This window comes from Flavobacterium chungnamense (assembly GCF_039539165.1).
Lineage (GTDB): Bacteria > Bacteroidota > Bacteroidia > Flavobacteriales > Flavobacteriaceae > Flavobacterium > Flavobacterium chungnamense.
In genome coordinates this window covers 55,936-71,554 of sequence record NZ_BAABCS010000016.1, presented here as the reverse complement: position 1 = coordinate 71,554, position 15,619 = coordinate 55,936, and the positions used below count along the sequence as shown (strand labels likewise).

16 protein-coding genes are annotated in these 15,619 nt (G+C 31.3%); 14 read left to right on the top strand and 2 right to left on the bottom strand.

All coding sequences use genetic code 11. From position 1 onward, the window contains the following. The first annotated feature begins 14 nt into the window (after positions 1–14). On the top strand, positions 15–944 hold the full coding sequence (locus tag ABD771_RS08335) for a DUF6427 family protein (protein WP_345093406.1): 930 nt from the start codon (positions 15–17) through the stop codon (positions 942–944). Here the strand turns inward: ABD771_RS08335 and upp are convergent. Beyond that, positions 939–1,592 carry a uracil phosphoribosyltransferase gene (gene upp, locus ABD771_RS08330; protein WP_344815843.1) on the bottom strand — a complete coding sequence of 218 codons (654 nt, stop codon included), beginning with the start codon at positions 1,590–1,592 and terminating at the stop codon, positions 939–941. The genes ABD771_RS08335 and upp overlap by 6 nt on opposite strands. 67 nt (positions 1,593–1,659) lie before the next feature. Between upp and ABD771_RS08325 the strand changes: the two genes are divergently transcribed. Together ABD771_RS08325 and ABD771_RS08320 are read left to right on the top strand one after the other, a co-directional pair. Further along, complete coding sequence (locus ABD771_RS08325) at positions 1,660–2,265, top strand: DUF4254 domain-containing protein (RefSeq protein ID WP_345093402.1); 606 nt, start codon at positions 1,660–1,662, stop codon at positions 2,263–2,265. A 58-nt stretch (positions 2,266–2,323) separates the two neighbouring features. Next, on the top strand, positions 2,324–3,319 hold the full coding sequence (locus ABD771_RS08320) for a glycosyltransferase family 9 protein (protein WP_345093706.1): 996 nt from the start codon (positions 2,324–2,326) through the stop codon (positions 3,317–3,319). A gap of 41 nt (positions 3,320–3,360) precedes the next feature. Here ABD771_RS08320 and ABD771_RS08315 read toward each other — a convergent pair whose 3' ends face one another. After that, complete coding sequence (locus ABD771_RS08315) at positions 3,361–4,416, bottom strand: 2Fe-2S iron-sulfur cluster-binding protein (protein ID WP_345093398.1); 1,056 nt, start codon at positions 4,414–4,416, stop codon at positions 3,361–3,363. 118 nt (positions 4,417–4,534) lie between these two features. Between ABD771_RS08315 and ABD771_RS08310 the strand changes: the two genes are divergently transcribed. The 11 genes from ABD771_RS08310 (at position 4,535) to atpA (ending at position 15,590) form a co-directional block, all read left to right on the top strand. Further along, positions 4,535–6,004 carry a DUF5687 family protein gene (locus tag ABD771_RS08310; protein ID WP_345093396.1) on the top strand — a complete coding sequence of 490 codons (1,470 nt, stop codon included), beginning with the start codon at positions 4,535–4,537 and terminating at the stop codon, positions 6,002–6,004. Between the two features lie 36 nt (positions 6,005–6,040). Beyond that, positions 6,041–6,739: an ABC transporter ATP-binding protein gene (locus tag ABD771_RS08305; RefSeq protein WP_345093393.1), complete on the top strand. Its 699-nt coding sequence runs from the start codon at positions 6,041–6,043 to the stop codon at positions 6,737–6,739. A gap of 166 nt (positions 6,740–6,905) precedes the next feature. Then, entirely contained in the window at positions 6,906–9,764 is a 2,859-nt protein-coding gene (gene porW / locus ABD771_RS08300) for a type IX secretion system periplasmic lipoprotein PorW/SprE (RefSeq protein WP_345093390.1), read from the top strand. Positions 9,765–9,768: 4 nt separating this feature from the next. Then, positions 9,769–10,173 carry a bactofilin family protein gene (locus ABD771_RS08295; RefSeq protein WP_345093387.1) on the top strand — a complete coding sequence of 135 codons (405 nt, stop codon included), beginning with the start codon at positions 9,769–9,771 and terminating at the stop codon, positions 10,171–10,173. Continuing rightward, entirely contained in the window at positions 10,142–10,369 is a 228-nt protein-coding gene (locus ABD771_RS08290) for an AtpZ/AtpI family protein (RefSeq protein ID WP_345093384.1), read from the top strand. Before ABD771_RS08295 ends, ABD771_RS08290 begins: the two co-directional genes overlap by 32 nt. A 514-nt stretch (positions 10,370–10,883) precedes the next feature. Beyond that, positions 10,884–12,062: a F0F1 ATP synthase subunit A gene (gene atpB / locus ABD771_RS08285; RefSeq protein WP_345093381.1), complete on the top strand. Its 1,179-nt coding sequence runs from the start codon at positions 10,884–10,886 to the stop codon at positions 12,060–12,062. 96 nt (positions 12,063–12,158) lie between these two features. Beyond that, positions 12,159–12,359, top strand: coding sequence for an ATP synthase F0 subunit C (gene atpE / locus ABD771_RS08280; RefSeq protein WP_345093378.1), 201 nt, complete (start codon positions 12,159–12,161; stop codon positions 12,357–12,359). 94 nt (positions 12,360–12,453) lie between these two features. Continuing rightward, a complete protein-coding gene (locus ABD771_RS08275; protein WP_345093375.1) occupies positions 12,454–12,954 on the top strand; it encodes a F0F1 ATP synthase subunit B in 501 nt (166 codons plus the stop codon). Beyond that, on the top strand, positions 12,954–13,487 hold the full coding sequence (gene atpH / locus ABD771_RS08270) for an ATP synthase F1 subunit delta (protein WP_345093704.1): 534 nt from the start codon (positions 12,954–12,956) through the stop codon (positions 13,485–13,487). Before ABD771_RS08275 ends, atpH begins: the two co-directional genes overlap by 1 nt. A 1-nt stretch (position 13,488) precedes the next feature. Next, complete coding sequence (locus ABD771_RS08265; protein WP_345093372.1) at positions 13,489–14,001, top strand: hypothetical protein; 513 nt, start codon at positions 13,489–13,491, stop codon at positions 13,999–14,001. Between the two features lie 11 nt (positions 14,002–14,012). After that, positions 14,013–15,590 carry a F0F1 ATP synthase subunit alpha gene (gene atpA, locus ABD771_RS08260; RefSeq protein ID WP_344815852.1) on the top strand — a complete coding sequence of 526 codons (1,578 nt, stop codon included), beginning with the start codon at positions 14,013–14,015 and terminating at the stop codon, positions 15,588–15,590. Positions 15,591–15,619: the final 29 nt, after the last annotated feature.

Genomic DNA, 15,619 nt, shown 5'->3' with positions numbered 1-15,619 from the left:
TATAAAATATCCTCATGATAACAAGCGTTTTTAAAAAATCTACACCAATTAATTATTCTTTTATAGGAATTTTGATGGTTTTTGTCTTTTTTACCTACCAGTTTCAGGATACAAAATGGACAAGTTCGTTATTTGAAATTGCAAAAAAGTCGGCTTTATTATTAATTTTATTTGCATCACTTTTTACAGCAAATTTTATTGTTAAGAAAAACGCATTAACTAAGGATAGTGCTTATACTATTTTCTTTGTTCTTATTTTTTTAATGTTTTTCCCAAACGTTTTAAATAATTACAAACTTATTGTATCTAATTTTTTCATTTTATTAGCGATGAGAAGATTGGTTTCTTTACAAACATTGAAAGCCCCAAAAGAGAAAATATTTGATGCTTCGTTATGGATTTTTGTAGCTAGTTTATTCCATTTTTGGGCAATACTTTTTATTTTATTGGTTTACATCTCCATAATTTTTCACGTTTCTAGAGATTATAGAAATTGGTTAATTCCTTTTGTAGCCCTTTTCAGTTCATCAATAATCTTTGTTTTTTATGCTTTATTATTTGATAAAGAAGCTATTGATGTTTACCTTCAATCGGAAGTAATAAATTTGCAAGTAGACTATTTTACTAATAATTATCAAAATATTGCTTTTTCTATTTATGCAGTATTTGTTGTTTTTTTTGTTTTACCCTATTTGTTTACATTAACAAACAAACCACTAAACTTACAGGCGTCCTATAAAAAAGTATTGTTAGCTTTTTTTATTGGTATAGCTATTTTCTTTATCTCTGCTAATAAAAGTAATGAAGTATTAGTTTACACATTTTTGCCAATGGCTATAATGGCTACAAACACTATAGAGTATCTACAAAATAAAATTCAACAAGAAATTATTTTGTTTGTCTCAATAATATGTTGTGTTTTCTGTTTCTTTTCACAGTTATAATTTGCTTCCGTAAGCTAAATCTCCTGCGTCTCCAAGTCCTGGAATAATGTAATTTTTCTCGTTTAGTTTTTCATCAAGAGCGGCAACCCAAAGATGACAATTATTTGGAAGATTTTCTTCAAGATAAGCAATTCCTTCTGGTGCAGCAATTACAACTGCAAGGTGAATTTCTTTTGGTTTTTGTTCCAAATGCAATTTATTTAAAACTGCAACAATGGATTGACCTGTTGCTAACATAGGATCAATTAGAATTAAGTTTTTATTTTCAAAGGATGGAGCTGCTTGATATTCTACTAAAATTTCAAAATAATCATCATTATTTGGATGATGACGATAAGCTGAAACAAAACCATTTTCGGCATTATCAAAAATATTCATGAAACCTGTATGCAATGCCAATCCTGCACGAAGAATAGAACACAAAACGACATTGTCTGCAATTGTTGTAGTATGTTTTACGCCAAGAGGAGTTTGAACATCAATTGATTTATACTCTAAAGTTTTACTTAATTCATACGCCATAATTTCTCCAATACGTTCAATGTTTTTTCTAAAACGCATGCTGTCTTTTTGAATGTTGACATCCCGAATTTCCGCCAAAAAATGATTTAGAATACTATTGTTTTCAGAGATATAATGAATTTGCATAAAAGTAAAAAATTTGTATGTTTAAGTAAAAGTATAAAAACTATCTTTGCAAATAAAATTAATCATTATGTTTTCAAAATTTGCCTATTCTATATTTGAACAAAGTATCAAGGATTATCACGTTTACGACAATGTAAACCAACCTATTAACAATCCATATCCAAAGGAAAAAATAGAACATTTACTTTATTTTAAAAACTGGATTGACACGGTTCAATGGCATTATGAAGACATTATTCGTGATCCAAATATCGATCCTGTTGCAGCATTAACTTTGAAAAGAAAAATCGACACTTCTAATCAAGAACGTACCGACATGGTAGAATATATTGACAGTTATTTTCTTCAAAAATATGCTCATGTTGAAGTAAAACCAACAGCTAAAATCAATTCAGAATCTCCTGCTTGGACAATTGATAGATTGTCAATTTTAGCTTTAAAAATTTATCACATGAACGAAGAAGCAACTCGTGCTGAAGCTTCACAAGAACACAGAGATAAATGTCAAGAAAAACTAAACGTGCTTTTAGAGCAAAGAACCGATTTATCAACAGCAATCGACGATTTATTGACTGATATTGAAAATGGTGACAAATTCATGAAAGTGTACAAACAAATGAAAATGTACAATGATGATGATTTGAATCCGGTTTTGTATCAAAATAAAAAATAATTTCCGACAACCTTTGTCACATAAAATAAAACATATAGCTGTCATTCGACTCTCTGCAATGGGAGATGTCGCAATGACAGTTCCTGTTATTTTAGCATTAGTCAATCAGTATCCAGAAGTTAAAATAACGATGGTTTCTCGCCCATTTTTCAAACCCATTTTTGAAAATATACCTAATGTAACTTTTTTATCAGTTCATACCAATCACCAACACAAAGGAATATTTGGATTGTATAGATTATACAAAGAAATTAAACACCAAAATATTGAACAAGTTGCCGATTTACACAACGTTTTGCGTTCAAAAGTTATTAGATTTTTATTTGCTTTAAGTGGAAAAAAAGTAGCCTATACTGATAAAGGAAGGAAAGAGAAAAAAGAATTAACACGTGCAGAAAATAAAATTTTCAAGCCACTAAAATCAATGTTTGAAAGACATGTAGATACTTTTAGACAGTTAGGTTATGATATAGATTTAAGTAATCCTGTTTTTTTGAGGCAAATGGATATTCCTTTAAAAGCACAAAAAATTATCGGAAATAAAAATCAAAAATGGATAGGAATAGCACCTTTTGCTCATTACCAAAGTAAAACCTATCCAATGGATTTGATGAGAGAAGTTATTAGTAAATTATCTGAAAATCCAAACTTAAAAATCCTTCTTTTTGGTGGAGGGAAAAAGGAAATGAAACTATTAGAAGAGTTTGCGAATGAAAATAAAAACGCATTCAACTTTGCTGGGAAAATATCTTTTGATGATGAATTACATCTGATTTCTAATTTAGATTTAATGGTATCTATGGATAGCGGAAACGCTCATTTGGCAGCCATGTTTGGCGTAAAAACCATCACGCTTTGGGGCGCAACGCATCCTTATGCAGGATTTTCACCATTCAATCAACCTTTAGAAAATTGCTTGACAGCTGATAGAAATCAATATCCATTATTACCAACTTCTGTGTATGGAAATAAAAACGTTGCTGGTTATGAAGATGTGATGCGAAGTATTCCGGTTAACGATATTATCCAAAAAATAAATTCCAATCTTGCTTAACAAAATTGGAATTTGGAATTCTTTATATTGGAATTTAAAATCTAAACATCATCAAAATCCACAAATATCTCACTACTTGTTGGATGCGCTTGACAAGTTAATATTAATCCGTCGGCAACTTCTTTATCAGTTAAAATGGAGTTCTTTTTCATTTCAGCAGTTCCTTTTGAAATTCTTGCTAAACAACTGCTGCAAATTCCGCCTTGGCAAGAATAAGGAGCGTCGATGCCTTGTTTTAAAGCTGCTTCCAATAAAGTTTGCTTCTGACTCATTTCAAAAATTGTTTCTTCATCGTCAACTAAAACCGTGATTTTTGTATGACCATTTTCTGATGTTGCAATTTCTTTTTCTGCTGAAGTTGATGTTGAAAACAATTCAAATTTGATGTTCTTATCAGCTACATTTTGCTCTTTTAAAACATTGGAAACCAAATTAATCATTTCTTCTGGACCACATAAATAAAATTTTGAGAATTCTTTTTCTTTGTGTTTGTTGTTCAAAACAAAGTTCACATTGGCCTTGTCAATTCGACCAAAAAGTTCATTTTCAACCTTAATTTGAGTGTAAGCAAAATGCACAAAAAATCTTCCTACATATTGTTGTTGCAAATCGTGTAATTCTTGATGAAATATGGTTTCGTCAGTGTTTTTATTTCCGTAAACTAAAACAAAAGTGCTGTCTTTTTCGTTATGCAAAACCGATTTTAAGATGGACATTACTGGTGTAATTCCGCTTCCGGCAACGAACGCAGCATAGTTTCTTTGTCTGCCAACTTGTGGTTCGAAAGTAAATTTACCTTCAGGTTGACCCACTTCAATAATATCACCAACCTTCAAATTATCGTTTGCAAATTTTGAGAAATGTCCGTTTTTTACTGACTTAATCGCAATTCGTAGTTCACCACTTTCTGGTGAAGAACATATAGAATAGGCACGACGTATTTCTTGTCCGTCAAGCGTAAGTTTTAGATTAATATATTGACCTGCAATAAATTGGTAAGCCGATTGTAATTCAGAAGGCATATTAAAAACTACAGAAACTGCGCTTGGAGTTTCACGTTTTACTTCTTTGATTTGTAATTTATAGAATTGTGACATTGTAAGTAATTTTTACAAAGGTAAGAAATAGCAATTATTTACTTTTATTTAAAATTTGAAATGTTTGTAACAAATTTTTAAATTCATCATCTAATACTTCATCCAAAAACAATCAACTATGTTCAAACATTTTATTATGCTCGAATGGAAGTCATTTCTTCGTTCGGCATCCTTAGGAACTAATATTGCGATGAAAATCTTTATTGGTTTTTTTGCAGCTTATTTTATGGTGATTTTTATTGCTGCTGGAGTTGGAGCCTTCTTTATTTTGAAAGAATCTGGACTTGAACCACTTTCAACTGTAAATAAATTCATGATTTACTATTTGGTAATGGATTTGGTGGTTAGGTATTTTCTTCAAAAAATGCCCGTTATGAATATTCGTCCGTTATTGACTTTACCTATAAAAAGAAATACGATTGTTCATTTTACTTTAGGGAAAACGGCTTTGTCTTTTTTCAATTGGTCACATGCGTTATTTTTTATTCCGTTTTCTATCGTTTTAATGATGAATGGTTATTCGGTTTTGAATGTAATTCTTTGGCATTTAGGAATTATGGCGCTGTTTTATTTAAATAATTTTATAAATGTTTTAATCAATAATAAAGACAGTGTTTTCTACTCGGTTTTGGCTGTTGTTGCAGGTTTAGGACTAGCTCATTATTATAAAATTTTTGATATCACACTTTACACACAGCCCTTTTTTCAGGGAATGTACGAAACTGTTTTTGTGTTTTTGATTCCGATACTTTTGGTAGTTGCGACCTATTATTTTGCTTTCAATTATTTTAAAAGTAATTTGAATTTAGATGAAGGTTTGGCTAAAAAAAGTGACATCGCAAAAACCGAAAACTACACCTTTTTAGACCAATTCGGAACCCTAGGAACGTTCTTGAAGAACGACATCCGATTGTTAAGAAGAAACAAACGTTCAAAAACAACTTTGATAATGAGTTTCTTATTCATCTTTTACGGATTGTTATTTTTCACCAAATCAATAGAAGTTTATCAAAGTCCGATGTTTCAAATCTTTGCCGGAATTTTCGTTTCAGGAGGTTTTCTTTTCACGTTCGGACAATTTGTACCAAGTTGGGACAGCGCTTATTATCAGTTGATGATGAGTCAAAATATTCAATACAGAGAATACATCAGTTCTAAATGGTGGTTGATGGTTATCGGAACATTGATTTCAACAATTTTAGCATCGTTTTATCTATTTTTTGGAGTTCACACTTATTTATTAGTTGTTGCTGGTGCAATTTTCAACATCGGAGTAAATTCACATTTAGTAATGCTTGGCGGTGCCTTTGTAAAAACTCCAATTGATTTAACTACTGGGAAAGGAGCTTTTGGTGACAAGCAAGCCTTCAATGTAAAAACGATGTTAATTGCTATTCCAAAAATGGTTTTACCAATGGTGGTTTATGCTTTAGGATATTACCTTTTCTCACCAAACATCGGATTATTATTTGTTGCTTTGGCAGGTATTCTCGGATTTGCTTTTAGAAATTATGTTTTCAATCAAATCGAAAAAATCTACAAAAGAGAAAAATACGCAACCATCGCTGCATACAAACAAAAAAACTAGTTTCAGACTAAGTACTAATCACTAATTACTAAAAAAATGATACAAGTAAACAATCTTTCAAAAACATATAACAACGGAGTTAAAGTATTAAATATCACTAATCTTGATATTCCTAAAGGACAGAGCTTTGGATTAGTAGGAAATAACGGAGCAGGAAAAACTACTTTTTTCAGTTTGCTGTTAGATTTAATTCAACCCTCAACAGGATTTATTAAAAACAACTCTATTCAAGTAAATACTAGTGAAGCTTGGAAACCTTTTACAGCAGCTTTTATTGATGAAAGTTTTCTTATCGGTTATTTGACAGCCGAAGAATATTTCTATTTCATTGGTGATTTGCGCGGTCAGAATAAAGCCGATGTTGATGCGCTTCTAGCAAAACACGAAGAATTTTTTAACGGAGAAATCTTAAAAAGCAAAAAATATTTACGTGATTTATCTAAAGGAAACATGAAAAAAGTGGGAATCATAGCCACTTTAATCGGAAATCCTGAAGTGGTGATTCTTGACGAACCGTTTGCTAATTTAGACCCAACAACGGTAAATCGATTGAAAAAAATTATCAAAGAATTATCTGATAATCCGGAAGTTACTGTTTTAGTTTCTTCGCATGATTTGGTACATACGGTTGAAGTTTGCAACAGAATTGTAGCATTAAATAAAGGCGAAATTGTAAAAGATATTGAAACATCGCCAGAAACATTGAGAGAATTGGAAGCATTTTTTGCTGTATAATTTTCAGGTTCAAAAAAGTATAAATCCGAAGTACAAACTAATGTTCTTCGGATTTCTTTTTTAAAAAAATCATTATTTTTTTCCACTTATCAAAAAGAAGTGTATTTTTACCAGTCAGTTATACTAAAATTAACCTTTTAGAGTTACTTATTAAAACGTTTTTACATTGAAATCAAATACTATTAAATACTTATTTCTAATTGGAATAATTGCTTTTTTTGTGGCTTGTTCTACAAAGAAGAACACTTTTCTTGCTAGAAATTCACATGCTTTAAGTACAGAATATAATATCCTTTATAATGGTGGTATTGCCTTAGATAAAGGGATTTCCGATTTAAAATCACAATATAAAGACAACTTCTGGGAAGTACTTCCTGTTGAGCGAATGCAAATTACCCAAGACCAAATGCTTCCGGGTCAAGCCAAAAATGCCAACTTCGAAAGAGCTGAAACCAAAGCAACGAAAGCGATTCAAAAACATTCTATGAATATCGAAGGCGGTGAAAAGAATCCGCAAATGGATGAAGCACATTTAATGTTGGGGAAAGCTCGTTACTACGACCAAAGATTTGTTCCTGCTTTAGAGGCATTCAATTATGTTTTGTATAAATATCCAAATAGCGACAAGATCTATGAAGTGAAAATTTGGAGAGAAAAAACTAACATGCGCATGGATAATGATGCATTAGCGGTTACGAATCTTAGAAAACTTCTAAAAGAAATTAAATTTAAAGATCAAATTTTCGCCGATGCAAATGCAACCTTAGCTCAGGCTTTTCTGAACTTAAAAGAACAAGATAGTGCTGTTGCAAAATTGAAATTGGCTACAGAATTTACAAAGTCTAATGAAGAAAAAGCAAGATATCACTTCATTTTAGGACAGGTATATGAACAAATGGGTCATAAAGACAGTGCGTTTGCAAAATATCAAGATGTCATTAACATGAAAAGAAAAGCAGCAAGACAGTATGTAATTCAGGCACATGCTCGTCAAGCGCAACAATTTGATTTTGAAAAAGGAGATACTTTATCCTTTATAAAAAAATATAAAGATTTATTGAAAGACAGAGAAAATCGTCCTCATTTAGATGTTCTTAATCATCAAATGGCCTTATTCTATGACAAATCAAAAAAGCCAGAAGTTGCTAAAAAATATTATAATAAATCATTAAAATCTAGATCTCAAGATGAGTATTTGATAGCTTCTAATTATAGAAATTTAGCAGAAATTTATTTCAACAAAGCTAAATATGTAACAGCTGGAAAATATTTTGATAGCACGTTAACTGTTTTAAATTCAAGAACACGTGAATTTAAATTGATTACAAAAAAGAGAGAGAATCTTGAAGATGTAATTAAATTTGAAGGAATCGCACAACGTAACGATAGTATTTTAAAAGTGGCATCAATGTCTTCTTCTGAAAAGGAGAATTATTACAAACAGTTTATTGATGAACTTAAAAAAGAAGAAAAAAGAAAACAAGAATTAGCAGAGAAGGAAGCGAAAATTAAAGAGTTGGCTGCCTTAAATTCCTCTGATGGCGATGTTTTAGGTAAAAATGGAGCTAAAGAATTAGCCCAACCTGATAACATGGTCTCTAAACAAGTTGCTCCCAAAGCAATTGCACCAACACCTTCAATTTCAAGTACTTCAAGCACATTTTACTTTTATAATCCTTCTACAGTCGCTTTTGGTAAAGTAGAGTTTAAGAAAAAATGGGGAAATAGACCTCACGTAGAAAATTGGAGATGGTCAAAAGATATCATCAAAGAAGATAAAAATCCTGATGAAAACAACGAAGTTGCAGACAAAGGTGATAAAGAAGAAGTTGACGAACGTTACACTACTGATTTCTATTTGAAACAAATCCCTTCTTCAGATAAAGATTTGGATAGTATTGCTAAGGAAAGAAATTTTGCATTCTATCAATTAGGAGTAATCTACAAAGAGAAATTTAAAGAATATAAAAGAGCTGCTGAAAAACTTGAAAAACTACTTCAAAATAATCCTGAAGAGCGATTGGTGCTTCCTTCAATGTATAACTTATATAAGATTTATGAAATCGTAGATCCAAGTAAAGCGCAAGCGATGAAAGCTAAAATTACGGCTCAATATCCAGATTCTCGTTATGCACAAATTATAAACAGTTCAACAAATTCTGGACAATTAGGTTCTACACCAGAAGTTGCTTATGATTTACTTTATAAAGATTATGAAAAAGGATTGTACAGAGAAGTATTACCAAAAACTGAACTTGCAGTAGAGCAGTTTACAGGTGAGGAAATGGCATCAAAATTTGAATTACTAAAAGCCAATCTTTTAGGAAAACTTAAAGGATTGAGTGAATTTAAAAAAGCACTTAATTATGTAGCGTTAACATATCCTAATAGTGAGGAAGGAAAATCTACTGAAGTGTTTTTGGCTAAAAAAATGCCTTACTTAGAATCTCTTTCTTTTAATTCGGAGTTTCCATTGTCATGGAACATCTTGTATAAAGCAGATAACTTGGAAGACAAAAACACTAAAGCATTGTTAGAAAAGTTAAACAAATTTGCCAAAGAAAGAACAATAGAAAAACTATCAATATCTACAGATATTTATACACTTGATAAAAATTTCATTGTAATTCACGGAATCAAATCGTTAGATAATGCAAAAGGAATTGCACAGGTTTTAAAAGAATTTAAAGAATATAAAATTGCAGAACCAGCTATTGTTATATCGAGTGAGAATTATAAAGTTGTTCAGGTTAAAAAGAACATTGACGAATATACAACAGGTGATTGGTTAAATAAAGATATAATTCCAATTCAAAGAAATCTTGAATTAGACCAACCTAAAGAAGATGCAAAAAAGAAACCTGAACTCACAAAAGAAGATGTTTTAAACAAACTCAATCAACAAGCTCCTCCTGAAAAAGGAAAATCTAATCAAGCTCCAAAAGGAACAAACTCAATTGAGACTGATGACGCGCCACCAAAAGGGATGATGCCACCAACACCTGAATTACCAAAAAAACCATAAAGTCATGTTTGATAAAAAACCAAAATCATATACAGATCTTTTAGGAAAAACTAACAGAATAGTTGAGGGAACAATTATCAAAGGCGATATTTCTTGTCCAGCTGATTTTCGTTTAGATGGCCATTTAATTGGTAATTTCGAAACTAAAGGCAAGTTAGTCATCGGACCAGCTGGAAGTGTTAAAGGCGATATCATTTGTAAAAGTTGTGATATTGAAGGTAAATTTGAAGGAAAAATTCAAGTATCAGAAATATTGAATTTGAAATCTAAAGCAGTAATTCACGGAGAAGTAATCTGTGGTAAACTAGCCGTTGAACCTGGAGCAGAATTTAGCGCCACATGTGTTATGAAACCTCAAGTAAAAAACCTTCCACAGAATGGACAACCAGTCGAAGAAAAAACAGCGTAACAAGTGGTTGGCTTTGATAAATATACCTGTTCAAATGGGAGTAATTATTTATTTGTTTTCCCTACTAGGTAATTGGCTTGATCAAAAATATATAAATGAACATGGTTTATTTGTAAAAATCCTCACATTAATAGGTGTCGCTATTGCCTTTTACAATCTTAATAGACAACTAAAAGACATCAATTCCTCTCAATAATGAAGTTCAATCCATACAAATCTATTTTTATTTCTTTTTTTGTTGCTCTTGTCCTATTTGCTATTCACAAATCATTTTTTCTTTTAATAGCCCCAGAAAAATTTGAATTGAGTTTCATTTATTCAATTGAACTTCTATATGCCTTCTTTTTTGTTTTCACCGCAATCATATTATTTGTCTTAATTAAGATTAATCAAAGGAATATAAATAATGTAGGTTTTTCATTTATGTTCTTAACTAGTATAAAAATGGCAATTGCCTACTTTTTTATGCAGCCTATTCTCAATTCACAAAGTATTTATGCAGGATCAGAAAAAATCAATTTCTTTGTTGTTTTCATTCTGTTTTTAATAATAGAAACTGTTGTTACCATAAGAATATTGAACAATAAACAATAAATAGTTCAAAAATCGACAATTTCATCAAAAAAAATAAAAGTAATACTTTTTAATATTAATTTAAATTGTACTTTTGCACCAAATTTCAGAAAATAAATTAAAGATAATTATCAGATATGGTGTTTTCAAACAAACCACTCCAATTTATAGTAGCCGTTTTAGTCGCTTGTCTTCCCTTATTTAGTTCTGCAAATACTGCAACTGATTTTGTTAATGCAAAAGCAGAAGGAACTCATGCAGAAGCTACTTCTCACAAAGAAAAAGAAGCTCACGGAGAACACGCTGAAACTAAAGCGTTATCTGAAGAAGAAAGTGTAATTGAAAAAATAAAAGAGAAAAAAGCACACCACGTTCTAGACTCACATGAGTTTTCTCTATTCGAAGACGAAAAAACAGGAACTCATTATGGTTTTCCTTTACCAATAATCTTGTGGGACAATGGTGTTCATATTTTCTCATCATCAAAATTTGAACATGGTCATGCAGTTGCAGAGTCAAATGGAAATTTTTACAAATTAGGTCACAACGAAAAAATTTATAAAACAGATGCTGCTGGAACATTGACTGGTGATGCACATCACCCAACAAATCCTCAGGTACTTGATTTTTCAATAACCAAAGGTGTTTTAGCAATGATGATAGTTGCTATTTTAATGTTTTTCTTATTCACAGGTTTAGCAAAATCGTATTCAAAAAACGGAAGTATTGCTGCCGGAGCTGGACGCTTTTTTGAACCAATTGTTTTATATGTTCGTGACGAAATTGCAATCCCAAATATTGGTGTGAAACATTACAAACGTTACATGAGTTTTTTATTGACCATATTCTTTTTTGTTTGGTTTTTAAATATCTTTGGATTGACACCACTAGGAATAAACGTTACTGGAAATATTGCAATCACAGCAGGATTAGGAATAATTACCTTTATAATAACTACTCTCACAGCAAATAAAAATTACTGGGGACACATTTTTTGGATGCCTGGTGTACCAATTCTAATGAAAATTATTTTAGCACCTATAGAATTATTGGGTATATTTATTAAACCGTTTGCTTTAATGATACGTCTTTATGCTAATATGATTGCAGGACATATAGTAGTAATGAGTTTATTAGCGTTAATATTTATTTCAAAAAACATAGGAATGGGAGCGTTTTCGTTAACATTAACATTTATAATATCAATAATCGAAATATTAGTTGCTGCATTGCAAGCTTATATTTTCACTATGTTAGCCGCTTTGTATTTTGGAGCAGCAGTAGAAGAGCATCATCACGAAGAAGCTCATCATTAAAATAAAGATTATGAGTGTTAGTTTTTAAAAATATTTAAAATCTAATATTTGAAATCTAATATCAAATTTGAATGTTTAATTTTTAATATATATATTATGGACATCCCAAGAATTGTTGGAGCAGGTTTAGTTGTTATTGGAGCTGGTATTGGTATCGGTAGAATCGGTGGTTCTGCAATGGACGCTATTGCTCGTCAACCAGAAGCATCTGGAAAAATCCAAACAGCTATGCTTATTGCAGCTGCACTTATTGAAGGTATTGGTTTCGCAGCTTTATTTGCTGTTTCAGAAAACTAATATAAACAAAAACAAAAACTGTAACGGTTGGTTTCAGTTTTTGTTTTATTTATACAAATTACAATTATAGAATATACATTATACATAAATTGAGATGGAAAAATTGTGGGAAGATTTTGGATTTGGATTGTTTTTTTGGCAATTAATAATTTTTGTAGGATTAATTTTATTGCTGAAAAAATTTGCTTGGAAACCTATTCTTAATTCAGTAAACGAAAGAGAAGAAGGAATCAAAAACGCATTGCTTTCTGCTGAAAATGCAAAAAAAGAAATGCAAAATCTTAAATCAGATAATGAAAAATTATTAGCTGATGCAAGAGCTGAAAGAGACTTGTTGATGAAAGAAGCTCGTGAAATCAAAGAAAAAATGATTAACGATGCTAAATCTGAAGCTCAAGCAGCTGGAGAAAAAATGATTTCTCAAGCTAAAGCAGCTATTGAAAGTGAAAAAAATGCAGCGATGACAGAATTGAAAAATCAAGTTTCTTCTTTGTCATTAGAAATTGCTGAAAAAGTATTAAGAGACGAATTATCTAACAAAGAATCTCAAACTAAATTAGTTGAGAAAATGTTGGGTGATGCTAAATTAAACTAATCATTATGTCTAGAGCAGCGATTAGATACGCAAAAGCAATTTTAGATATTGCTCAAACTTCAGGAAAAGCTGAAGCAGTTAATAATGATATGAAATCTATCGTTACAGCTGTTGCAGAAAGTACAGAGTTAAAAGATTTTTTATCAAGTCCAGTTATCAAAATGGATGTAAAAAAATCTGCTATATCTGAAATATTTTCAAATGTTCAAACAGAAACTCAAAGTTTGTTCAACTTGTTGTTTGCAAACAAAAGATACGAAATTTTGGAATCAATAGCAGTTCAATACACTAAGTTGTATGATGTAAGTAATGGAGTTGAGGTTGCCAAAGTAACAACAGCATTTCCAATTACTGCAGAATTAGAAACAAAAGTATTAGCTAAAATTGCAGAGTTTTCAAATAAGAAAATAACAATTGAAAATATAGTAGATTCTTCAATTATTGGTGGATTTATTTTAAGAGTTGGCGACCAACAGTATAATGCTTCTGTAGCAGGTAAGTTAGGTGAATTAAAACGTGAATTTGCAAATTAAGATGAAGTATATATTAATCCTATTTTTATCAAGTTTTTCTTTTTTTGGATTTAGTCAAGATATTAAACTAAAAAAAGGAGAAGTTCTTGTTGACGAAAAAGCATGGTTGAATTACGATGGTTGTGGTGGTTTTAGTCAAAATTGTAGTTTAATGTTGGCTTCGAATAAAGAAGAAGTTATTTACATGAATCTTGTTATAGTTCCTGGTGTTGAGCCAATTACAAATTACAACAAGAATGGTGAATTGAAATACATTGAAGTTAAATTTCTAGGTCTGAATAGAACAATTGAATTAGATATGACCTTTAAAAAGGCAATAGGTATTCTTTATAATTCAAAATGTATAAATGAAGATGGTACTTTTGATGAAGATAAGGTTCAAAGATTAATCGAGAAATATGGAACACCTTATTCTGACAGATTACACAAAACGACGACAAATAATAATACGAATACAGTTATAATAAAAGAAGAGCCAAGAAGATCAGGCGTTAATATAAACATAGGTAGATAATCATAAATATTATGGCAGAAATTAAACCTGCTGAAATTTCAGCAATATTAAAAAAACAATTATCTGGTTTTGAATCAGGTGCATCGTTAGAAGAAGTAGGAACTGTACTTCAAGTGGGTGATGGTATCGCTCGTGTTTACGGTTTATCAAATGCTCAATACGGAGAGTTAGTACAATTCGAAAACGGATTGGAAGCTATCGTATTGAACTTAGAAGAAGACAACGTAGGAGTTGTACTTTTAGGACCATCTACAGGAATTAGAGAAGGTTCTACAGTAAAACGTACACAACGTATTGCTTCTTTAAAAGTTGGTGAGCAAATCGTAGGTCGTGTGGTAGATACATTAGGTAATCCAATCGATGGTAAAGGACCAATCGGTGGAGAACTATATGAAATGCCATTAGAAAGAAAAGCTCCCGGAGTTATCTTTCGTCAGCCAGTAACAGAACCATTACAAACAGGTATCAAGTCTATCGACGCGATGATTCCAGTAGGTAGAGGACAACGTGAGTTGGTTATTGGTGACCGTCAAACAGGTAAAACAACTGTTTGTATTGATACTATCTTAAATCAAAAAGAATTTTATGATGCTGGTCAACCAGTATTCTGTATATATGTAGCAATTGGGCAAAAAGCTTCAACTGTTGCATTAATCGCAAAAACATTAGAAGAAAAAGGAGCAATGGCTTACACAGTTATTGTTGCTGCAAATGCTTCTGATCCAGCACCAATGCAAGTATATGCTCCAATGGCAGGTGCTGCAATTGGTGAATATTTCCGTGATTCAGGTCGTCCTGCTTTGATTATCTATGATGATTTATCAAAACAAGCGGTTGCTTACCGTGAGGTGTCTCTTTTATTAAGAAGACCACCAGGTCGTGAGGCTTATCCTGGAGATGTTTTTTACTTACACTCTCGTTTATTAGAAAGAGCTTGTAAAGTAATTGCTGATGATGATATCGCAAAAAATATGAATGATTTACCAGACAACTTGAAAGGTATCGTAAAAGGTGGTGGTTCGTTAACTGCTTTACCAATTATCGAAACTCAAGCTGGTGACGTATCTGCCTATATCCCAACTAACGTAATTTCGATTACTGACGGACAGATTTTCCTTGATGGAGATTTGTTTAACTCTGGAGTTCGTCCTGCAATTAACGTAGGTATTTCTGTATCTCGTGTTGGAGGTAACGCACAGATTAAATCAATGAAAAAAGTTGCTGGAACATTAAAATTAGACCAAGCTCAATTCCGTGAATTAGAAGCTTTCGCTAAATTTGGTTCTGATTTGGATGCGGTTACTTTAAACGTAATTGAAAAAGGTAGAAGAAACGTTGAGATCTTAAAGCAAGCAGTAAACGATCCTTATACAGTTGAAGATCAAGTTGCAATTATCTACGCTGGTTCTAAAAACTTGTTAAGAAACGTTCCTGTAAATAAAGTTAAAGAATTCGAAAACGATTATATCGAATACTTAAATAACAAACACAGAGATACACTTAATGCTCTTAAAGCTGGTAAGTTAGATGATAACATTACTGATGTTTTAGAAAAAGCAGCTAAAGAAATTTCAGCAAAATATAATTAATTATAAGTGAAAAGTGAATAGTGATTAGT